General features: G+C 31.5%; 9 protein-coding genes. All 9 read right to left on the bottom strand.

The genetic code is table 11. The features are described 5' to 3' along the window. Positions 1 to 9292 (bottom strand): hypothetical protein (locus tag HY951_07155; GenBank protein ID MBI5539819.1); only part of this gene is annotated, 9292 nt, incomplete at its 3' end. 6 nt (positions 9293 to 9298) lie between these two features. After that, entirely contained in the window at positions 9299 to 10009 is a 711-nt protein-coding gene (locus tag HY951_07150) for a hypothetical protein (protein ID MBI5539818.1), read from the bottom strand. Positions 10010 to 10022: 13 nt separating this feature from the next. Beyond that, positions 10023 to 11447: a PKD domain-containing protein gene (locus HY951_07145; protein MBI5539817.1), complete on the bottom strand. Its 1425-nt coding sequence runs from the start codon at positions 11445 to 11447 to the stop codon at positions 10023 to 10025. A gap of 13 nt (positions 11448 to 11460) precedes the next feature. Further along, entirely contained in the window at positions 11461 to 16983 is a 5523-nt protein-coding gene (locus HY951_07140) for a hypothetical protein (GenBank protein MBI5539816.1), read from the bottom strand. Continuing rightward, positions 16980 to 17648, bottom strand: a complete 669-nt coding sequence (locus tag HY951_07135) for a hypothetical protein (protein ID MBI5539815.1) — start codon at positions 17646 to 17648, stop codon at positions 16980 to 16982. Before HY951_07135 ends, HY951_07140 begins: the two co-directional genes overlap by 4 nt. Then, a complete protein-coding gene (locus HY951_07130) occupies positions 17629 to 18135 on the bottom strand; it encodes an OmpH family outer membrane protein (GenBank protein ID MBI5539814.1) in 507 nt (168 codons plus the stop codon). Before HY951_07130 ends, HY951_07135 begins: the two co-directional genes overlap by 20 nt. A 2-nt stretch (positions 18136 to 18137) precedes the next feature. Next, positions 18138 to 23513, bottom strand: a complete 5376-nt coding sequence (locus HY951_07125; protein ID MBI5539813.1) for a CUB domain-containing protein — start codon at positions 23511 to 23513, stop codon at positions 18138 to 18140. Between the two features lie 17 nt (positions 23514 to 23530). Next, entirely contained in the window at positions 23531 to 23884 is a 354-nt protein-coding gene (locus HY951_07120; protein MBI5539812.1) for a hypothetical protein, read from the bottom strand. 465 nt (positions 23885 to 24349) lie between these two features. Continuing rightward, positions 24350 to 25624 carry a hypothetical protein gene (locus tag HY951_07115; GenBank protein MBI5539811.1) on the bottom strand — a complete coding sequence of 425 codons (1275 nt, stop codon included), beginning with the start codon at positions 25622 to 25624 and terminating at the stop codon, positions 24350 to 24352. Positions 25625 to 25692 lie beyond the last annotated feature (68 nt).

Here is a 25692-nt window from a genome sequence, read left to right as displayed (position 1 = left end):
TCCTAGCTCCAAAATCCAAATGGCTTCCAGTTGAGCCTGTAATTTCATCCTCTTTCTCCTTGCCATTAAATCCAAAGCGATAACCACCATTTACAGTGGAATTACCTGGCCAATTACGTTGTGGCATTAGCATCCCGCCCGGATAGTAATCTTGAGATGATTTTATGTCGGCTGCATAAAATTGTTGATTCGCATTTGTACTCCTTGTTATTTCAATAGAAAGATCATCATACCATGTTTGTGAACACGAATTAGAAACATAAGTTTGAATTATCAGGTACATTTCAGGATCATTGTTTGTTACAGTAAAATTATGTGAAATTTGTTCCCAATTTAAAGTCGAATTTGCCTGTAATCCATTATAAGTAAGCCAAGTTCCACTTCCATTCATTATTCCAGCAACAAATGCACCTGAAGGTAAGCTTTGACAATATAACCAACATGATAATTCTATAATATCACCATTATAAACTCTATATTTCAAAGAAGGTCCAAAAGAATTTGTTTGAACACTAATCGCTTTCGGTAAAGAATGTGTTTGATCAATAACTATTAATGCTGAATAATCAGAAATAACATTATAGTCATCACCATTAAAAGATGATGTAAGATTAACATTTGAAGCAACTTCCATTTCAGGAATTTTTCGATCAGAAATAACTGTCATAACATTTCCCAGATGGTTATTCAGTTCATACATTTTTTTACCTTTCACTGTACTGTATAATTGTGTACTAGGCAAATTATTGTACGGTGTTACAACGGTAGGTGTTTTCAAACCGAGACGTGAACTTCCATAAATATATTGTTCGTCAAGATATAATCCTGGTGTTATACCACCAGTATTAATTCCAACCTTAGAGTATGTTGCCATAACATTTCCACTTGGATCATGAATATAATATGTATAATTCCATCTTGCCGGGTCATCAATACCTCCATTATTACTTGTAGATCCAAATTCCTTTACAATTTTAGTTATTCTATTACCCATAGCATCGTATTTATATTCAAGATCATCACAAACATGAGGATGAATACATGCCGATTCACGTAATACTTCTCTTACCTTACCTGTATTAGACCAACGAATTTCTTCTATACCTTCTTGTTGGTTTATTTTTAGGTTTCCTAATTCATCATATCCATAGTTTTGGTCACCAATATCTGAACCAGTAACATTACCCAAAGGATCAAGAACAGTTGTTAACCTATTAGTATTTCTCATGAAAGTTGAAGTATTTGGATAAAAATATTTAAGGTTGTCAATACTAATACCACCGGCACTAGTTCTTTTTAAAGTGTCTATATTTCCGTTGTAATCATAAGAATACTTTGTTGCAAAACTATTATCGCTAAATCCTATCCCCCATTCATTATTTGCAATGTTAATATCACTATATGTGCTCGATGTTTTAAGACGGTTTAACTGATCATATTTAAATGCAGATAAATAAGGAACTATTTCTAAATTAAGAGTTCCTGTATTATATTGGTTTATTGAAGAAATCATACTACTTATATTTCCATTAAATAAAGATGGTGCAGTTCCGCTATTAGAGTATAGGTAAGTTGCTAAAGAAGTACTTGCAATAAAATTATCAATAGGAGCTATTGTATTGTTAACAGAAGAATAGTCATTTAAGTAATAATTTAAGCTATATCCCAAAGCATCTCTGGATGTTATTGCATCTTTATTTAATCTTAAAGGATCAATAAAACCATCTTTACCAATATCTCTTTTTGCTAATAATGTATTACTGTTAACTCCTTTTAACCAACCTTGAATAGTATATGCATAATCTTGTCCTTGTACTTTATTATCTCCAATTTCTGCACGTTGCAACGGACCATGTTTATAGTAGAGATATTCAGCATCCTGATCCCATGTAACCAGGTCTGAACTTGTATATACATTGGTTAATCTGTTAGCTGCATCATATTCATATTTGTGGTAAAAAGCATCTTTCTTTCCACTCTGATAAGCTACTTGTAAAACAGAACCACTTATAAGATCATATTTGTAATTAATATCTTTGTATCTATTTTCATTACTAAATATTTGCAATTCAGGAATATCGACAATCATTTCTTTTACATTTCCATGAATATCATAGCTATAATGTAAAGCATTACTATAAGTTAATGGATCGTTATCTTCATTTTCATCATATAACACAGATGAAACTCGTTTTCGAAGATTATCCTGAGTAGTACCTATATAATTAAATGCAACACTCCCGGATGGTAATGGATTATCATAATATGTTCTGGTTACTTCACGTGATTGTCCACTAAGTTGAATCCAATGTACAAATGAATTATAATAAACCAATCCACTATTATTTGGAATAAATGGAGGTAACGTTCCTACATTAGGAATAAACTTACCAGATTCATAAGGTCGTCCTTGTGCATCGTAAAGTGTATAACTATATGTTTCAGGAATCTCATTTAATTGTTTAGAATTCTGGGAAAGTACAATTCGTCCATACTGATCATACCACTGCCTTGTTGAATACATATACAGCTCAGGATCAGGATTAGAAGAATTATTAGAGAAAAAATCGTGATCAGGCATAAATTGCGCAACGACCTGATTAAGTGAGTTATACTTATAATAACTTCCCATAGAATGCTTGGTTTTATACAAATGCGACCCTTGTAAACGATCTTGCTCCACCAAATCAAAAGCTGCCTGAACTCTTGCACTGTAAGTTTGATAATCTAATATCTGACCTGGATTCAAAGGATCAGGATTAGCTACTTCATTTCCTTCAGGATCTGATATACGAACAACACCTTTTGGTGGTACTGTTTTTACAAGATTACCTGCTTGATCGTAAAAATATAGTGTAAAAAGTCCTGATGTTTCAGTGTACATCATATTAAATTGCTCATATATATCCATACACTTAGCAATATATTCTTGTTGGAATGTTTCAACCAATGAATTTACGTAATGATTGTATTCCCATTGTGCATCTGAAGTAGCCAAAGAATCAATCACCGCCTGACAACCAGGGATGTCAATAGATCCTCCACCAGGAACTACGGTTGGACAACAAACAAATTGTGGAGGAGGGCATGACAATTTTTGTAAAACAACATCATCTATCCCAAATCGCCTTCCCTTCTCAGTAGTTCCAGTAAAATCATCTCTAACAATAATTGCAATTGTTATTGATTGAGCATTTCCTGTAAAAAAATAACCTATCAAAGTTTGCCAATCAGCATTATGCATAACAATTCCATCATTTTGAGGAACTTGATAATTAGTACTAGGAGGTGGAGTTGGATCTTTAATAACCCCATAATGAGAACTAAACATCGAAATGCCTTGATTTGTAACAGGATCAATAATAACATAATCAATGATGTGCTGGCTAGTAAAAGTCTTTATTTTAGAACTAAACTCATATTCAGTGAAAGGTTCAAGATTAAAAGTTTTAATCCATACCCGATTATTTTGATTGTTTATATTTGATAAGTCCAAATTAAATGCTTGAGCAAAATTTACTTGTAAATATGTTGGGGTATTTACGTCAAAAGCAATTTCTCTATCACAGAAATTAGGATTATTAACAGCATCTATCTTAAAGTTTGACTTAAATCCAATTGTATTGCTTATTGTTGTATTAACGGACAAACATGGTCCACCTGCATAGCTTGTTGTAAAGTCACCATTTGCAACATTAATATTAGAAGAACCATGATCACAAGTGCCTAAATCTAATAAACAATCGGTACTTCCAACTATTGTTGAAACTTCACCGTTATTCCAATGAGCATTAAGTGAAAAAGCATGTTGGCCATTACTCACTATAACCAATGGATTTATTGCTGTAAATTGAACAATATAATGAGAAGCAGGAGTAACTGGTAAAGTAAGAGCACTTAAATTGGCAAAATTAATATTGCACTGATCTTGATTAGAAATAGCAGGTCCTTGAATTGTTAAGTTACTTGTAGATGTAGTGATTAGATTTACTGAAATATAATCATTTAAGTAATTCATTAATTCAGTTGCTTCGTTAGTTGGAGGACAGCATGGATCAATAACAATGCAATTTCCAATAGGGGGGCAATCACCAATAACAGACCCTATAACATTTACCTGATTACCATTACTCAAATTTCCAATAACTGTGAAATAATTAGTAGTACCCCCAGGTACAAGTTGAGCTTGATCTGGAATCAAAGTTTCAAAACTAAGAATATTTGCAAATGTAACTCCAGCCGGTGGATTTTGAATTTCAAGATGAATATTTCCACAAAAAGCTTCTAGCTCATGCCCAAGTTTTCCCAGATAAGTTGCAGATGAAGGGAAATGATTAGTAGGTGAGCAATAATTATTTAAATCAGCTAATAACAATATTCCGTCATTTGAAACCCCACAATCAAGAAAACTTGAATATGGAGAAATCTGAGGAGTATTTCCAATACCAGAATTGCCATTTAAAGAGGAAGAACAACTTCCCATTTCAAAACAAGATGATTCTCCATGAATTTCAACAGTATGTCCATTTGAAGATAGACAGCCATATAAAATAAATCCATTAGGAACATTTGCAGGATCTGGTTCCATTCGTATAAAACTACCAATATCGGTTTCAGAAACTCCAGTAGGAAATGTTAAAACAAAGGTACAACTTCCAGGATAACCATTTTGCCCTATAGATGCAGTATGAGTAACATTATTGTAGGTCCATAACCAATTTGCATTACCTGGAACAACCATATTTTGTTCTAAACCATTAATAATACTTGAAGTTAAGTACAATTCATAAGGAAAAACAGAAGATGGTATAGTTCCATCATTATGAATTTCTATACTTGAACCGTTACTTAAGAAAAATTCATGATTTAACTGTAATGCAGCAAAAAAATTGAATAGCTCATCTCCAACTTGACTATTTGTGCATATTTGATCAAAACTACAATTTTTAATATCTATACATTCAGAATAAACCTCAAGTATTACAGGCTCTACAGTTCCATCAATAATTGCATTTACAAAAAAGTGGTTATTTACCACATAAGGACTCATTGTAGTAGACGTAAAGTATGGTATAAATTCAGACGGAAGTTCACTTATAGGGCGAATACATTGAAGCGAAGTAAAATCGGAAATTTCGGATGGTGGGGTATTTGCTTCAATTGGATCATGTTCCATAGGATCATAAACTATATGAAAATAAATTTTACAAGTTTCGATTGAACCTTCAGGCGCAAATGCCATACTTAAAACATCTCCATTGGTAGCATCATAGGTCCAGAAAATTTGTTGATTATCAGTAGTACCGGTAAAATCATGAATCACATCTTGTAATTCACTTGTACATTCACTATAATTACAAGAAAGATTTGCTTGAGGTAATGGAATAGTTTGATCGGTAAATAAGATATGGTCATTTGCCAGAGCGCCTAGCAAATATTGTAAATCATTGCCATTAGGACATATATGGCATGACTCATACATATTAAGATCGGTAAGATTTCCCATATTGTCAGCAAGACCTTCCATTGAACTAGGGTCAGGAACAATAGGATAGAATAAAGATGAACCTGTTTGGCATGTATTCGGAACGTTTAACTGTGTTTGTGATTCTTCAAAGCGTGGAGTCTTGTCAGAATAATAGGGAGCATCATAACATCCGCAAGCTTGTGCATGATCAAGAATTGGATAACCTAGCCATGGAAATGGTCCTATCATATATGGAATTAAAGTTGTGTATAGAGGAGAGTGATGAAAACCATCTTCATTAGGGTAAAATGGTGAATCTCCAATACATCCATTATAGAAATAATTGTATATTGAGTAAATAGTTATTGACTTATGCATTAATTTTTGTCTTGTTGAGAAGTATAAACTTCTAAACGTAGACCACCACTTGTTAAAATTTGGATCAGTTATAGGTGGAACATAATGTGCGCTTGGTGGATTTGATGCATAAGCACAATTTGTTTGCATAGACATATACCAAGCCATTTCCCAAATAGTATAATATCCTAAACTAGGAGTACTTGGATCTTTTAACATATAATTATCAAGGGCTTCTTCGAATTCTTTCCTAAAACGGTTAACAGATGTGCCATTGATAGCATTATATTTATTATCATAAAAAGTAATATAACTATTTGTCGAATAATTTTCAAATAACGGATCAGAAAGTACACTAGTGGGTGTTGGAAATGACTGAGGATCTGGATACAAATAAAAGTCCTGGTCAATTAAATTGCTGGCACTTGAAACATTACACCAATTATATATCAAAGATGCATTATAATCCGTACCATTTTCAGGTGAAGCTTTATAAAGTTGAATTCCAAAATTATATGCCTCACTATTATTTATGCAATATTCATAAAAACCATATTCCGGGTGATAGCAAATTAGCGAAGAAGCCCATGATAGTTGCCATTCAGAAAGAAAATCTTCAACATTTAACAAATTCTCAGGACAAGTCCAATATGTTGTAATTCCAGTATTTACATCAACTACTGATGTAACATTAGATGTACTTACAACCGCTGGAGTATAGATAGTACCATTAAGTTGAAGTGTAACTTTATATATGTCACCATTATCATCTAAATAATGTTGACATTTAGAAGAAAATGAATTATCACTAAAGTTATATTCTTCAGGATTAAAAGGATGACGCCAATTTGGAACCAATGGAACCCATGAGGATGGATTAGGGTGAGCATCATTAACTAGTTGCCATTTACTATATAACTTTAACCTATTATTTGTATTATACACAGATAATGAAAAAACTAAAGGGTTAATTATCGGATTCGTTGGTGGTACTATTATTCCACCAACAATACTAACGCCTCCAACTGTAACTTCGCCATATTGCCCATCCTTACCCATATCACTTAACAACATAATTTTTTTCGATTCACATTCTGGAGATTCTTCTAGATTACACAATGGATCACAAATTGATTCGAATTCAGATATAGAAATATACTCTCCTTCCAAAGTGGTATATCCTATTAACTCTTCTGTATTAACTTCATCATATACATGTTCTGTATATAATGCTAAAGCTTGTTGACACTGAAGGCAAGTTTCCATACATGAGTTACCTGATGAAATTGTAGTAAAAATTTCAGATGTAGTTTCATAACAAGGACTTGTAGCCAAACCTTGAATAAAATGATTAGTATAATTTGCAAGTGAATTTGAATTAATTTTTAATTTTTTAACAAGGTGGTATTCACCTATTTCCGTAATATTAGCAAACCAAGTACCAGGAGTAGGAGCCTGATAATCACCATAATTATAACTTACCCCTGAACAAGTATTTCCTTCAGTACCAATTGTATTCGAAGTTAATGGTGATGTTCCACCCCCAACTGGTATCTGCCTCAAAAGGAATTCATCTCCGTCTTCATTTACAAGTGAAATTTCAAGGTCGTAAACACAGTCATTACAAACACTGGCTTCTTCACATCCAGATGTATATGAAGTTCCATCCATAGAATATTCAAAATAATAATTACCTGGAGAACTAACAAGTATACTTCTATCCATTGTTAGAGATCTATCTGTCAAGTCAATGACATTATTTTGTCCGTGATCTACAATACCTATAGTAGAAGCAGTATGTCCCAATAAATCTACATCATAAAGTCTTGGCTCAATGCCATCTACAGGTACTAAATTTTGAGGAGGAGCTCCAACAAGACCTGTTGCTATAGTTTTTCCTTCCATATTAAGGTAAGTTAACGTTACCTGCCCATTTGGATCTTGAACTAAATTCTTCTTATAGAAATCAGAATATCCAACCTCAGAACCAAAAAGGTCATCAAGTTCTTCTTGCATTGGAGTGCCATAGAAATATCTTGTATCATGTAAACCTACTTGATGTTCTGACCCAACACCACCTTGAGAACGAATTCTTCCGGTATTGTCTGGAGTATATTTTGTCTGAATAAATGGATAATTTCCTGCTGACGGAATGTAGCTGTTTTCACTTAAAGCAAAAGGATTCTGATTAGAATAATATTTAGATGAACCATTATTAGTTGACATAGAAGACAATATACCGCCAGAATGATCAAAATCTAATTTAGAAAAACCTTGTCCAGTAGCATTCTGGTTAAAATTTGGTTTATAGCCCATAAAAGCATCGTAAGTATTACCGCTGAAAGCAGGAGAAGGCAATGCACTTATTGCTGGACGACCATTATAATCATAAAATTTCTCACTTACAGTTAAAACATCAAGATTTGTAACCTTGCCTATTTCCTGTCTAACCCTCATACTTCCGTCCATGTAATTCTTTTTTACCTGACATTTTCCATCTTCAGCAAATGTCATTGTAAACTGCCAATTTAGCTTATCATCATTGCTCGGTATTACAGGATAATAATCTGCAAAATCAGTAGCATGCATTCCACTTGTTATTGTTCCTGTATATTCCCCTGTTATTTCATATAAATTATACAATAATGTAACTGGATCTTGAAGCCATGTCTTACCTATTGGCCTTACGCGATATAACAAATATCCATGTTCATATATAATTGGGATTTTATAACTATTTGAATCAACACGAACTCGTGTGCTATTGAAATCAAAAAATCTATCTTCAAGAAGAGGATTATAATTAGTAACAGTAATGCCACCTACATCTAGGTGATCATAATCGTTTACCAACAACCATTCTACTTCATAACTCTCTGCACCTTCAATATGATTCCAATCAAGTTTTAACTCATTAGTAGTAGTAAGATAATATTTACTGAGTCCAGACACAGCTATAGCTGGGTCTAAATAATAATATCGTTCAACTTCAATATCACCGCATAAATACACATTTAATGGTTGTGGATTTCCAGTTTGAACATCAACAATATCTACTCTTATTTTGTGAGCTCCTTCAAAATTATATATACTGCGATCTATATAATCATCTGAAGAATTATAATCCAAATTAAATGTTTTTATCTCATTATGGTATTCAAAAAAACCAGGACTTGTATAGTTATATGTATAATATGAAATACTTAATGTTACTTGGCAAGAAAATGGAGTAAGCCCCAATTTAGTTTGGTCAACCATTAACATTACTCTATTTTTTGTTTTATAATTCAAAAAATCGCTTTGCCAACCTGTTGTCATCATCTCTACAAATCGATCATCAGTAACTGTTAAATTATTACCTGTAACACATTGTACACGATTATTAAATTTTTCAATGCCCGCATTGGCTATGCTAACCAATACAAACAACATGTACAGAACTAATATCAATCGTTTTTGTCCTTGCATTGTTTTTTACTTTAATTGATTATTACACTCATAATCTGAATATTTTTCTCGCAATATATATTTATTGCCACTTTTTCTAAGAAATTTATCATAAGTGAAGTATGAGTCAGAATAATTTGGTTTTTCGTCCATTATATAATTTATTTCAATTCTAGGCTTGTCTATAATTCCATTTTCTTCTCCTTCAAGATTTCTTGCATTGCTGTAATATAAAGTAAGTTGGCTTAAGAAAAATGTTGATAAATCAAAAACCAACTCATACTTTTCAATATCTCCTTTCAAAAAAGTTAGTGTATATTTACCTTTATTATCCAATAACTTAGAAAATTGAATATTCTTAATGTAACTTTTAAATTCTTTTACATCAGGAATTTTAATATCTTTAGTCAAATCAGCACTATTAAAATAATAGGGGGCTATAACAATTTTTTTCACAGAACGATCTGAAATAACATAGTATTTTAAATTTTTAATACACTCATAATCACCAATTCTAACATACAATGCATTTTTATTTCGTTTTGTTTCTCCAGATTCATTCTGAAATGGTGTTGTTGAAGTATAGCTTCTAAACAATTTATAATTAACTAGTATTGAATATTTTTCCTGATCTGTAAAAAACTTAATAATATTCTGATAATCAGAATCAAAATTGTTTTTAATCTGAGACAAACAAAATAACGGGAAAATAAATAATATTAAAAATAAATATTTCATAACAATAATCACATTATGGTTTTTTCAAATTACTCTTTGTTTCCTGAATTGTTTGAATTCCTCTTTCTGTTTCCTTTTTAATTCTAATAAGATTACCATCTTCATCATACTCATAAAGAGTTGCATAATTATTTTCGTCTAGAATAGACATTAACTTACCTGATAGAGGGTCATAAACAAATGTTTTTATGTTACCATCTTTAGGAAAAATTCTTATATCATCAAAATAACAAGCTTCAGAACCGTCAGCTTTTAAAGAAATATGCATTCTAAAAGCAGTAGATGGAATAGTAAATTCAGCCTCAACCTTTTGCCAACCATCAATAACCGGGGATTTTAGGCTTGGGGCAAATTCAATTGGAGGAGGAATTAAAATATCAGATATATCCTTAAATTCTAAAATAATTTTTGGTTGAGTAAAATTAATTACTCCAGCAGTTGTTTCTTGACTTACCCATGTACTAAGAATATATTTTTTGCCAGGAGAAGGCATAAAAGAAGAAATACAATCAACGCAATTATTATTGGGGAGTGGGCAATTACTGCTTTGTATAATATTTACCGTTAAAGTCTGCGAATATCCCCAAGCAGGAATTAAAACTGTAACAGTATATGTGCCTGGGGCTGTATAAATATAACTTGGATTAGGGTCATTAAAAACAACACAAGAGCCTTGTGCAAAAGGATCACCAAAATCCCATGAATAATTAACACCTAATCCAGCTAAAAGTGAAGTGAAATAAACTGGCTCAAATGGACAACAACCTGTTATTTCATTTCCACATGAAACTGTAATCCCAAAACATCTACTTGCTGGAGCAATACTTACCAAATACTGTGATCCAGCAACATTATATACTTCACCATTAGTATATGTAATTGTTAAAGTAATATTATACACACCATCTACCAAAAAACTATGGTGTGGGTTAATATCTGTCGAAGTTGTACCATCACCGAAATTCCATAAAACACTCTGAACTGTATGATCTGGCAAGTAAGTTGCAGAAAAACTTATAGGTTCTCCTATACATGCATATGGATCATAAATTAAATTTTGAGCACATGCAATAGAATTAGTTGAAACAATAACTGTTCTAACTAGATTTGTTGGCATACTTTCATAACAACATACCGGTGAGTTTAGGATTATAGCGGTTACAATATATGAGCCTGATGTTGTATATGAATGTGTAATTGGGACTCCCAATGGTACAATGGCAGTATTAGATCCATCGCCAAAATTCCATGTAACAGTAGTTGGACATTGGCAACAACCTGTAATCACCGTAAAGCTAACGTCTTGATTAACACATACCTCAGAAGCTTCAGGTGTCATTCCAATGAATGCAGGACAAGCGATATAAGTATTATCTTTATGAGAGTATCCCAATAGATAAAACAACAATAGAAAAGAAATGAAAACAAATTGTTTCATTGTATTATTATTTTTAATTATTACTATTATTACATTCTCTCAAATCTTTATTTATCGTGATGGTTTTGCCAGAAGGAACTTTTAAACAGTATTTTCCAGTATGTGATTTAGTAGTTGATAAACCAGGAACTATCAGACTATTTCCATCAATAAAAATCGGCCATTCAAAATTAAAATGTGGACCACCTTCACAATTATCTATATTATAATCTTCAAAACAATCAAAAGCTACTTCCCTATATTTCGAATTATTTGCAGTTAGGGTAGGCTTAGAATAGTTATAACCAAAATGCGCAGAAGAATATTTGTGTAAAGCATCTTTATTTTCAATTTCATTTCCATAGACATCATAAATTGTTACTTCTGAAGTAAAAGTCCAATTATTATAATCCGGAATAAATCGTTTAGGTATGGTAATATTGCTATAGTTCCAGAATGTGTTAAAATTTGAAAAAACTCCATCAAATCTAATATCTGTGTTTACTTCATTTCTAACATCATATGGAGCAGTGTTATTGTAAGTAGATAAATTTTGAACTCTTCGCGTTAAATATGACCAATTACGAAGTGGTCTCCAATTGCCTTTCTTACCCACATAAAATGGATTTGCTGGAGCATCTGGGACATAATATCTACAATCGCAATATAATCTTGCCTCATCAGTAAATTCGCTAGATTTAGCATCAATAACATTCTGAAAAAATAAACCCGACCCATTATTTGGATTAGTCATAGTAACAATATTACCAATTGGCATTACATGCTGATTTCTATGTCCAGATCTTAATATTTTAATTAAATAATTACCAGCAATATTAAATAGAGAACCATTAGATTTCATCAAATACTTATCAGAACCATATGATATTACCCATAATCTTTCTGGATTAGGGCTATTTATAAAGTAAACTTCATCACCTTCAGTAAGAATATTAATATTTTGTGAATTAACTGGAAGAGTAATAATTTTGCCTAATGATGACACATTAGAGCTAAAAATAAACCCAGAATTCTCATAAGCAGGTCCCATTTTATCATATGCCCAATATGCAGGATAATTAAAAGCATAACGCGTGTTAAAGGTATTTACAGCATTTTGATTAGAAGATTTGTACTGATTTGTAACTTCTGTTAGTAACACTTCACCAGTACCTCCATCATATAACAAATTTGAAGTCACTATTTTCGAATCGTCATCATAGTTTATTACCTTATCAATTATACAATATCTATTTACTACTTTTGTTGTTGTAACTGATCTGAATCTCACATTTTCATATGAAATTTCTGGCCATGCAGTTGTCGTAGGTATTAAAACCACAAAAACAGGAGGAGGGAAAAAAATCATAGAAAGATCAAAATTATAATTAATACCACCTGAATATGTTTCAGTTTTATGTTCACGCATATCAACAGCGATGTCATAATCAACTCCAATATATGAATTACTCACTAATCCACTTTTACTAACAATAGGTACTCTATTATCAAGGCGATGAATATTTCCTGTCATCGTTTTATACTTATACTCAACCCCTGAAATAGGAGCTTGCGTTGTTGGAATTTGTGGCGGTATAACTTGAGCAACATCTGCATACGCCCATTGGGCTTTGGGTTTACCATGCATATCATTTAGCTCAACAACAAAACCTTGACTTGCAGTTAATTGATCAATGCTTACAACTTTCAACAAACTTAACAATGGTGAAGGAAAGAGTTTTTTCTGAGTCATTGAAGTTTTATCTGTGATAGTTGGAAAATCATAAGCCGTATAAAATTCATGAACAATAGATCCAGTTTTATTTTTGGCATCTGTATTATTAATATCTTTTACTGTGACTTTTCTATAACCAACACATGGACTTGGAAAGAAACTTTCACCAAATGGTTCTTCAACATAATAATCTTGGTTAGGTCCTAACATATCTTTTTCATAAACATAAACCGGTTGCCTAAATGGATTTTCTTCACCTCCAAGAACAGGTTCATAACTTGCCACACCACTACTTATTGTTTGCCCATTTTGATCTTGCATTTCATAATTGAATTCTTGTCCATATTGGGAATTTGTAAACCAGTTATCATTCATCTTGACTGTTGTTACCCTTGACCCGCCTCCTTTTTTATGCCCTGTTGGATTATACAATCGAATAAAAGATTTGTTGGGATCTATCTCCTTGCCGAGATCTCTATCGGCAAGCGACTTGCAAACACCCCTAAATATCTGATAAATATTTGCAACCGTACCTGCTAATGCATCTAAAATAGCCATAACAGACATATTTGGAGTTGGTGAAGGTTGGTTATAAGCTTTTTCAGGATAATATGACTTTACAAAATTCCATGCAGCCTGGGAAACTGGATTTACATATACACCTAACGGCACCATGTCATTAACTAAGACCTTCTTAAGCTTAATGTATGCACAGTTAGAAGTACCATCAAATTGACAATTATTATATTCTATTTCACTATACCCAGTAACATATTCCCATGCTTCTTTAGACGGATCATTATATTTGCCAACATTAGTATACATTTTAAAATATAAATACTTAATAGGTTGACCTGTTTCATCTGTCATATATTTACTTATAAAATCAGTTAATGAAGTAGTTCCAAGTGCAGAAAACTTAATAAAATAATTCATATTACTAAGAGAAGAATATAACAATGTTGGGTCGGAAGGAGCACTTGCGCTCGTTGAAAATCCGTCAATTTTCATCATATTCATGGCTTTTTTATTCTGTACAAAAGCATAATCGTCAGACTCATAATCTACTTCTATTTTTCCACCTGAAGGCAAATCAATTTGTTTAAGATTCCATATTTTTGAATAATTGTCTTCAGCGGTAGTTTGATCCACGTATGGATAATCTGCATTAGATAACCCTGAACCATTAGGATTTGGGGAAAAATTGCCCCATCTGTCATATGATTTTAAATTATAATTGTATGTAGAATTATTATATTGAAATTTATAAGGATTTATTCGTCCTTTTCTTGATCTACCATAAGTAAAATATACATTTTTTAAAGTCAGTTTACCACCACCTGAAGCAATTGAATTTGGAACATTTGAACACAATGAATAATCATATTCAAAATGAACTACTTTTATTGGCTTAGCTATATCTTCTGAAATATAGCTATGTACATTATCACAAAGACCTTTTGCTACCGCTTCTCTTTTATCGTAAAGAGCAACACTATCCAACTTCATGACTCTTTTATTGGAAGCATTATTAATTGCTCCATTTTCATCCATTACACCTAATCCATCAAATCGAGGTGAAGTGTAAAAAAGTGCTATTTGGGTTTTTGTTTCAATTGAATGAACATAATATATTTCTTTTGAACCATAAATATAATTTGCTTTATCATCCATCGAATTATATTTCATACCCGGATTGTAGTTAGCTTTATGGTCACCAAAAGGAACTCTCCAGTTAAATGGTTCACTTTTACTACAGGCTTGAGAGTAATTAATTTTCGTATAATTACCTATGTCACCATCTGAGGGTCCTTTTATACCATCATTGTCAACATAATCAGCAGAAATAATATCAGTTAGAAGGTAAGAATAAGCATATTTAGGAATAGTGTTACAACTATAGTAATTATCAAGGCCATTATTGTTAGATGTTGTATTATCATCAGGCAAATAACTTACAAGACCATCTGAGGGAGTTGTATTTGATGGTTGATCAACAGCAAAAGAAACCTCCTTTTGAAGTAGATTATATGCAGGAATACCATAAATATATCTACTTCCATCACTTCTTGTAGCTGTAATTTCAGCAATGTGATGACTTGGATAGTCTGTAAAGTCAATTACTGACGACTTATCCAAATTATAATACATACTATTTAAAACTCCTGTTCCATTAGTGAATGTAAAAGCATTTTGTGTATATATGGGAACCTCACCCATTAAACTAAATTTTTTAGCTTCAGATGCTTTTAAATATGAGATATTCTCATTTCTAGGAAGCCTTTTATCAGTTCTCTTTTTGGCATCATTTATAGGTAGTGGAGAACCTCCTCCTTCAAAATTACTCATTGCATTATATGGAAGGTTGCTACTTAACTTTACTTTTACAGCATTAAACTCGCCAACCTTACTAAACATATTATCTGGATCTGATGTCATTTCACCAGCCATTTTAAAAAAAGAAGGTTCATATAAATCACCTATTGTATTGTATGTAAATCCAAGACCTGTTTGATTGCCTGAAGACCACATTCCGGTCTTTGTGGTAACAACGTTAACAGAAGCGTTTAAACCCTGATGATATATATTACCTCCTCCAATTTCAAGACCAATCATAGCCATTGCTCCAGAAATGTTTGAAGAATGATAATCAGAAATAACCCCAATATCACCACGACTTGGTTTATAAACTCCACCTATTCCTTGTCCAGAAACAGTATAAACATCATATGTGAAATTTGTTAAAGGTAAAGCAGGTGTATGCTTAGTAAAAGATCTTTCATTTTCACGATTATAATCATATAAAACTTCATCACTATTATTACCCATTTCACTATATAAAAATCCTACTGCTGGAATTTCCCTATGTTTATCATCATTGTCTAAAAATTGTCCTGAAAAATATCCTGAAAGCTGAACATCAGGATGGGTCCACCAAAACGAACCTCCAAGTTTTACGGCTAAAGACAATGAGTAATTTCTCATATTCACATCAACTGTAGGAGTATATGTTGGCGTAGCGAATGAAAAGGTCGCACAATAAGAATTTCCAAGTATTCTAGCAGCCCAACGGTCACTCCTGTTTAATTTCACAGTAGTAGTTAGGTTTAAACCGCTTCTGGAATTAAATCCAATACCTACACCTGCACCCTTTAAAGAGTTATCACTATGTCCAATATTTGAAATTTCTTTAGAAAGACTAACATCAGCATTAACTGTACCTCCATCTGCACCTGAACTTATACCGAGACCACAATTCATATTGGTTTTACTTCCCATTGCAGCATTAATCGTAGCATCAACCTGAGTCTCAAAACCAACTCCTCTATAATTATTATATTTTACACCAAATCCAAGATTGAGACCCAAAAAATCATACCCGAATAATTCAAAACCTAGTCCTGCATTTAGCCCAAAAGTTAGATTATCTTTAATATTTAAGTCTTTAATGACTTTATCTGTACCATTAAAATCATCAGGTAATCCTCTCATATTTCTATTAATAGCTCCAGGATTAATATTCCAACCTAATCCAACCCAACTTGCTTCTTGATCCATTGAAGGATTTGAGTTATAGCTAAGATTAATAGGATATCCCCCAACATCCATTAATGGAATATTATAATTAAAATCTCCAGAGAATGGATCAACCAAATTAGTCGTATTAAATGGCTCAAAGCTCTGTACTTCAGGCTGACTAGGGCCGCCAGTTAACGCATAAGTAGCTAATGGACTTACAAGTTCTAACAAAAGGTTAAAAACAACAAATACGGCAAAGTATTTGGTAATCCTGCTTTTTCTTAATCTACTGAGAATATTCATTTTATAACTAATTTTGGAATATTTGTAAAATACTCTTTTTTAAACCTGAATTTTATAGGACCTGTTTTAAGAATTTTATCATTATATACAAGTACCTTTTCATTGAAAATTGTATCATTTTTAGCTTTTTCAAATGACAATAAAATACTATTTTCTGGTGAAATATTATAAGCTTGCTCAAAATGATAAAAACTACATGGAATTGTATCCTGACCAGATACTAATACGAATTCTTTCTGCATTTGAAAATACAGATAATTAGCAATTTCTGGGTTACTAATTGACTCAAATGGATTAGTTTTACTTTTATCATCTGACTTAATCTTCAAAGTGAAATTATCAAAACCTGAATATTGTTCTTCATACGACAACTGTTCCTCTTTAGTCATTTTACCATGTGTTTCTTGTAAACCAATTAAAGAAGGTGTTTTGTATTGAAGATTAAATTCAAATCCAGACATCTGTTTACTCTGATGTAAATTGTTAGTAGGTTCAGAAATCCATTGATAATATTCTTCAGGAATATAAATTTGCTTAACAAAAGCATTTTCAGATAATTGTAAATTATTTTGGAATAATGATGTAGTTTTATCATTCTTACATCCGTTAATAAACGAAAGAAAGCATATTACAAATACTAATATTTTATTCTGTAGCACCTTCATAGCGATTGTTCACATATTTAACGACATCAGTTGTAATATCTAATGATTCTATAGCATACATCAAATTGCCCTGACCTGAAACACCTAAAATAAAATCATATTCATTATGCATTTTACCATAGTCTTTGATGTATTGATTCAATTGAGTCCATATCTGTTGATCAAATTCTTCTGCCATTCGGCTGGTTTCCTCGTCGAAGTGTCTTTTTTTTAACTGAAATTCTGCTTTAACTTGATTAGCTTTATTTTGATTATTTCCTTGTATAGATATTTTATATTCCAATTCTAAACTATCAAGGGTTTTTTGAAATTTATTTTTCTCATTCACAAGCCTTTTCTCAAGTTCCTTTTTTAAAACAAATTCATTAAAAACAGAATTATTATTTAAGTAAACTGTTTTCTTAGTATTAAAATAAGAATACATAAAAACTCCAATAATTCCGATATTTAACAATATTACAATACCAAATAAAATATTCTTTTTCATAATTACATACCCTCACATATTATACATTCACTCAATAAATTAAAAAATCGTAAAAACCATTTTTCTCCCTTGGAATTTGAAATTTCAAGAGTGTAGTATTCACCTTCAAGCAAAGAAAGGTTTGACAAGTTAATTTTAAATTGATTATATCCTGTTGAAAACGGAGCAAGACTTGTAATAAATTGTTGATTTGAAGTCTTGTAAATTTTACAAGAAAGTGATGAAAATGGTTCAACAGTATATTCTTCTTCAAATTTAATTGGTAAATACCTTAAATAACTTCCAGGATTTGCAGGATTAGGAAGTAAGATCGGTTTATAAATATTACCATCACTTTCTTTCTTTAATCCATAATAACTACAATGTTGTTGAGGACAAGAAAAAGTTGTAGAAGTATACTTTAATGTAGAACCTGGACTAATAGTAAAAAAATCAGCATTTAAATCAACTATAGGTTGTGTAGCATTAAATGAGAATGCTGAAGTTCCATTAACTTTACAATTAAAATTTAAACCTAATTTTTCAATTGAAATTAAATTTTCAAAATCTGAAAAACTGCTCATAGAAGTCACCGGATAAAGTTGATTTTCGGCAATATACCACAATGATGTATAGGAGGAAAATTTAAAATAAACTAGCCCGTATCCATCAAAAGATGAATTACTAGATGAAACTGGGTTTAATCCAAATAATACTAATTCATTATTAAGAAGTGGTTTAAAAATAAATTGGGTTTTACCATTTGTTGAGCTATTAAGAGTATTGTAGGTATAGGCGTTAGATGTTTGACCCCAAGATTGTGTTATTGGTTTAGTAAGTCTATTAATTGGTGAAAGAGTTAGATTATTAACCCCAACCCAATCAGCCTGGTTGCTAAATGTATATGACCTTGACAAAGTATTTGTTCCACCAAACATATATGTATATGTAAGTTCTAATCTTACTTCATCACCACTTCCAACAATAATGGAACTAGTACCAGGAAAGTTTCTTTGAAGATTATGCCCAAAGTAGGTTTCCGTTAAAACCGGTGTTGGATTATTATTTAAAAACCATTTTAAACCGACGTTTGCATTGATAAAAGTATTAAAACTAATATCCAAACTATAATTTATTGAATTACTGTTATAACATGCTGCATCATGCGGGGTCATGAAAAACCCTAAATTGAGAGAAATTGGAATAGGATGAAAGATAATTTGTTTTAAACTTGCACCAAGAGATTTTAACAAAGTGCAACCTTGATAATATCCTTTAGTAATATTGGAAAATTTATAGACTTCATTATTATTAACTAAAACTAAAATATTCCCACCTTCAATTCCAATTTCAATTTTACTTCCTGAAGATATTGTAGCAATATTTGTAGTCTCAACTCCATTAATTATTATATTTAGACTATTGTTAATAATATGAACACCATATTTTAGCTCCAAATAAGAACTTATATTATTATTCTGAGGTAATAACCCAATCGCAAATTCCGAATTAATACTGTCTACATTGAAAATAATAAATCCTGAGGTATCAGAATGAAAAATATTATCAAACAAAATTATACCATCTTGCCATTCCGAATCCTTTGTTTTTATTAATGAATAGTTTTCATAATTAACATTTGCAGAAGAATTAGAAATTAACTCTGTCCCAACTGGAATTACTAATGAAGATGCACTACCGTCAGAATCTGTAATTGTAACATGGTATTTTCCTGAAATCAAAGGATATAATACTGGGGTCGACTCCATTTGATCAATAAAACCATTAATTTGATCTAAACTATATCCAAGTTGATTAAAAAACGGCACTTTTTCAGCTAATATTGCTGCATAATTATCTGGATATCTCTTTTCTTCCCATAAAATTCTATATGGAGGTTTACCACCAGCAATATCTAGAGTTATTCTACCTGGAGAATCAAAAGTTTCATTAATAACATTATAATTAACAATAAAAGAAGTAAAAACAGGATCAAATGCTCCTATTGCAGGAGGAGTTTTTCTTTGATGATTTGCTATATCAAATGAAAATCCATTTATCGGTATTCCTGCAAAATTAGCTATAGAAATATATTCAATATCAAGATTATTAGCCCCTAAATTTAAATATAGTGGATCACCATAAATCGAATGTTCATCATCTTTTCCAGGCCAGTTTTGATGAGCTTCCTCTTTCCAATCGCTTAATGTAGTATAAATATTTTCATTATTATTATAGGCTAAAATTGAACCATTTTCAGTATAGTAAAGGTTATAATCCAAGTCACCAAATTCTGGATTATTAATCACCATAATACAACTACCCGATCTAGTGTAGAAAACATTATCTTTAACAAACCACTTATTGTTTGGAGAATTTGGGAAATAAATATTGCATTCATAGTTATAAAATGAGTTAAAATAGATTTTATGTGAAACTCCATTCTCAGATCCTATTATTCCAAAACGAGATTTACTAATGTAATTATTATAAATTTCTGATTTTTCTATTTGATTTCTGAATTGAATCCCTGCAAATCCACCATTAAATTGATTACTAAACACTTTTAAAGAATCAGAAACAGATTCTGCAAATAAACAACCACCGTCAGCATTTTCAGACATTTCAATATTAATAGTATTTTCAGAAACTGAAATATTTGAAATTAATCCAATCATTCCTTCAGATTTTATTGAGATCCCTATATCAAATGAATTAATAATGTTGTTATTAATTTTCAAATTATTAATATGAGACCCTGGCTTAGTATATATTGAAATAGCTGGAATGTTTCTTGATCGTTGTTGATTTATAATATTTCCTGAAACATTGTTATTTCTTGCATTTCCTATAAATTTTAAAGCAGAACTATTTTCAATTTCACTATTAATGGAGTTATTATTTATTAAATTATTACTTGAAAATAATTTTTCGCCAACTATATTAACATTACTCTTCTTTGCATTTGAAACCAAACAAGAGCTAATGCAATTATGACTGGAATTAAAAATATTAATATTATTATTAGTGTTGCCATTTCCTCTAAAAGTCATAACTGAAATTTTTACATAAGATGCATCTTTAAAAGTTACTTGATCAGGATATTTAGCAGAAAAAATAGTTGTCTCTTGAGTAGCTCCAATAATTTCAATATTAGCTTCAGAACTACCATAATCACTTGCAGTAATATTTATGGCTCTTTCGTAAAGACCAGCATCTACATAAATTGTATCGCATGCTGAAACATCATAAGAATCTAATATTGACTGTACTGATTCTTTAGGAGTTTTTGGGCTTAATCCATCCATTTGATCATTTCCAACAGTTGTACAATAAATATCATCTTTAGTATCTCTATCATTTACATAATATTTTCTACCAGTATGAAAACCTACTGAACTTGTATAACATTCATCAACACTATTTTTAACTAATGCCCTGAAATAAGTAGTAGTTTTCAGATATGAATGGTAAGGATACATAGTTCCATCTGGTAAGTCTTTAAAATCAATATTATTATAAGAAAACTCCCATTTGTTAAATGTTCCAATATTATTAATAAGTGAAATAGTAGCCTCTCCAGAAGTGCATTGATCTCCACTAAAAGTAATAACAGGTGTTCCTGCTAATTCAGTACAAGTTTTTTTAACACATTTTATATCAGCCATCCAACCTTTTCCGGTTATTTCATTATCTGAATGAAAAACAAAAGTAATTGCACCATCAGGATTAGTTGAATTTACATATCCAGGATTATTTCTACCACAATAACTTCCAATTAAAGGAGAACTGGTATTTGGACCATCATATATTTTTAAAAAATCATCACATGATTTTTCATATTCCAAATCAAATTCAATAAAGTTGAATGTAACTTTATTAAAAACATCACATGGATAGAAAGTGACAGTATAATCTTCGTTATATTGGTATTCTTTTTTCCCGCCACTATCATAAAACCTTCCCTGGCATGCTAAAACTGTTGCATCTTTACGGAAAGAATATTCATCAGTAGGTTTATTCACTTTTACTTCGATTTTGTCAGGAATTGACTTACATCCAAAATAGTCACTTACTACTAATTCATAAAATAAAGATTTAAGAGGTGTTGCGGTTGGATGTTCTATTGTACTTGAATTTAAAAAATCTGTTGGGAACCAATTATAAGAATATGGTGGAAATCCACCAGTTGCTGCAATTTGATCGCCTAGAATAACCGAATATCCTTCACAAACAACTTTGTCATTTCCTGCATGAGCTATAGGAAGTTTACAACCGATTTCCAATTTCAGGTTAGGTCTTCCAGTTTTCTCCATGAGCCGGACCGGCATCTGATTATCTTTATCTGCAGCCCTTGACATTTTACCAGCAGTCTTCGTATATTGCCATTCAGGATAATTATTAGTGAATAGCTGATAACCATGATCAACAGTAATTGCAAGATTATTGTTCCCATTATACTTGAAAGGTTGTGTTAAAGTAATTGTTTTCCACCCAGAAGTAGAATTATCAGGTAATGTTCCATTGAAAACTTCAGTATATCCTGTTTCTGACCAATCACCAGTATTTATTTCTGATTGATTTGTATGTTTAATATACACTTTTACATTTAAGATATCTCCATCACTAAGGGTATTTGCTTTATAAAAGGATACCGTGTAAATAACACCTTCGTGCCCGATCTCATTTTTTGTATATAAACCTTCCCATCTTGAATAATTTGATTGACGATTTATTGGAAAAAGTTTTGATTGTTGAGTTCCTGTCCCTATTGTTAAAAAATCTGTTTCAGTTTTTATAGGGTCTTTTATTATTCTAATATTAGGTCTTCCAACGCGGGTATATAAACTGTCGGGTAATATTAAATTACTTTGTCCCACTCTGCACCGTGTAGTTCCATTTGAAAGAACTGTATATTGCCATTTTGGAACGATATTAGCTAAAGCCTGAAAACCATGATCAATTGTTATTGCTAAATTCTCCTGTCCATTATATAAAAATGGTTCTGCAAGTATTAATGTTTTCCACCCAGGTTCAGTGCTATTTATTATTGTACCTGAAAAAACTTCAGAATATCCTGTCGAATCCCATATTCCATTATAAAGTTCGTTTTCATTAGTATATTTAAAAGACACTTTAACATTATTGATATCTCCACTGGCATCATCAATTCCTTTAAAAAAATCAATTTCTTTTATCCAACCTGCCTGGCCTATTTCCTGAGAGGTATAAATCAGCTCACATTTAGTATAATTAAATTGTCTGTTTATTGGAAATTGTTTTGACAGATTTGTGCCATTACCAATAATTATTTCATTTGTTTGTGCATAATTTAAAAATGGCAAACCATATAATAATATGGTAAGTATTCCAAAGAATAATATTGAGTTTGTTTTCATACAGTATTATATATTAATTACTGTGCTGACTTAAAAAGATACCTCTTATTGTTTGTTCTCCAACCAACCAATGATTCATTGGTTGTGTATAAAAATTTAATGTCCGATTCGTTTTCATTCGATGTAAAAAACACCTTTAACTGAGCCTCAGTTGAATTGATTACAGGAAACAAAAAGCCATCACTATTAGCATCTTCTGGTGTTTCCACATTCATTACAATAATGTCTGCCAATGAGTCAACAGATGTAATATAAGCTTTAAAATTCGCAGAATCAGGATTGCTAACTACAAGTACCTGCTGAGAAAACAATTTGCAGGAGATTACACTAAGAAAAAGTGTTACGGAAATTAACCTTATTAGAACTTTCATAGTTTTATTGTTAGTTTCTCAAATGTAAAAATAAAATTAACACATTTTAACATGTTATACAACATATATTAATTTGTAATGCATTAATATTCTGTTGATATGCTATTTCTTTAATATTGTGACAGTTGCGACTTACTGGCTGATACCCATAGATATATAAAAGTGATTACTTCCTCATAAAAAATAAATTCCTACTTATTAGCTTTAATATGTTAGTAAATTTATTGCAACAATAATTTTTTATCAATAGAAATATAAATATTCCTGTTTTTCGATATCTCAGAACTAAAATATATAAAATTATTTTTTGAATTATGGCAATAATATGTCTTCTGTTATTTAATAGGTTATTTTAAGAAAACATTGTGGAATAATTCGGAAAGGAAAATATTTATTATATTTGAATTCGAGAACTTTTTCTAAAAACACAAATATGGCATTGTCGTTACCCTATTGTTACTCGATTCATTCAACTAACTTATAATTAACACATATTCCAACTCCAACATCGAAAGAATTTATTCCGCTTCCCATGACTTCCATAAAGGCAATTCCTTCACGCTGTATGTCGGTTAACTGGAGAATACCGGATTTGAAAGTAGCTGAACATTCAAAACCTATAGGGACTTTTTGGTAAGAAATGTCGCTTTGACCATTATACAGACGATTCCAAGTATAATCCAATCTTTCCTGATCTTTGGCAGAAACTACTTCGTGTAAAAAGCGTGAAAAGAGTTTTTCTCCTTCAATTCGTGCATTGGCTTTGAGTTCGGATTTTTCTTCCTTTGACGTTTTATCATCTCTCAAAGGACGATTTGCAATGTAATAGTCTGCAATATCAATGGCAGAGGATTTTTCAAAGTCAGAATCCATGTTTAGGGTAAATAACCATTTTACATAAACCTGTTGCAAATTGTACTTGGTTTCTCCATCAAAATGCAAATGTATTTTCTCGTTGTTTTTCTTTCGTTCTACTTTACCGTTTACTTTTTTCAATTCTTCGGAATTTTCAACATCCATAAATTCCTCACGGACTTCTGTTATAGAAAAAACATCTGTATCGTCTGCAAAGTCAGAAATAGCAGTTATAATCGGTCTTTCTTTATCATCAGGATTGGTAACTGTAAGCATTACAGGTTTTGATTTCTCAATGGCTATACGATGATTTTCGTAAACTTCATCACCCCATTGTTGCTGTATGGTTTCTTTGTCGGCTTCGAGTTGAAGTTCCCTGTCATACATATTGCCGAATGTGTAAATCGGGTAAGGAACAACTTCACCGCCCATAAAAAATAAAGCACTTTTCTTTACAAGTGCTGAAAGTTCATCAGCATTGGCTGCAATAGATGTTTTTACTAATTTACAAGCTTTGGCAGAAACGTAATACAATCCGTCATCAGAGCGATAAATAAAATAATTGTCACCTTCGGAATATTTATGTGTTTTGATATATTTACCAAGTGTTATTCCTTTTTCAACATTTTTAATATCTCTGAAATGATTGTCTTTTACAGTTACCGAACTATTTGTTACGACATTTTCAACTACGTTACCGCCTTTAATGTAATAGCGTTCCCAATTTTTCATTTCAACTCCAAGCGACCGTTTATACCAGACCCACGCTTTTATTTCTTCAAAGGATATTCCCTTATTGTAACGTGCAACAACATCATCAAAACTCATGGTTTTAGATGTGTCTCCCAATCCGTGCAGTTGTTTTGCTTCTTTGACAACTTTCATAATTTTGTCTGAGTTGGAGAGTATGACACTGACAAGAGCCGGATTTAACCAGCCCAGATTGTCCGTAT

The sequence above is a fragment of the Bacteroidia bacterium genome (assembly GCA_016218155.1).
In the GTDB taxonomy this organism is placed as follows: Bacteria; Bacteroidota; Bacteroidia; order Bacteroidales; family GWA2-32-17; genus GWA2-32-17.
This window is presented reverse-complemented; position numbering and strand designations above follow the sequence as displayed.

What these genes read in the sequence shown, in the direction of transcription:
- HY951_07150 (MBI5539818.1), bottom strand. Translation starts at nt 10,009, where the DNA reads ATGAAATATTTATTTTTAATATTATTTATTTTCCCGTTATTTTGTTTG.
- HY951_07145 (MBI5539817.1), bottom strand. Translation starts at nt 11,447, where the DNA reads ATGAAACAATTTGTTTTCATTTCTTTTCTATTGTTGTTTTATCTATTG.
- HY951_07140 (MBI5539816.1), bottom strand. Translation starts at nt 16,983, where the DNA reads ATGAATATTCTCAGTAGATTAAGAAAAAGCAGGATTACCAAATACTTT.
- HY951_07135 (MBI5539815.1), bottom strand. Translation starts at nt 17,648, where the DNA reads ATGAAGGTGCTACAGAATAAAATATTAGTATTTGTAATATGCTTTCTT.
- HY951_07130 (MBI5539814.1), bottom strand. Translation starts at nt 18,135, where the DNA reads ATGAAAAAGAATATTTTATTTGGTATTGTAATATTGTTAAATATCGGA.
- HY951_07125 (MBI5539813.1), bottom strand. Translation starts at nt 23,513, where the DNA reads ATGAAAACAAACTCAATATTATTCTTTGGAATACTTACCATATTATTA.
- HY951_07120 (MBI5539812.1), bottom strand. Translation starts at nt 23,884, where the DNA reads ATGAAAGTTCTAATAAGGTTAATTTCCGTAACACTTTTTCTTAGTGTA.
- HY951_07115 (MBI5539811.1), bottom strand. Translation starts at nt 25,624, where the DNA reads ATGAAAGTTGTCAAAGAAGCAAAACAACTGCACGGATTGGGAGACACA.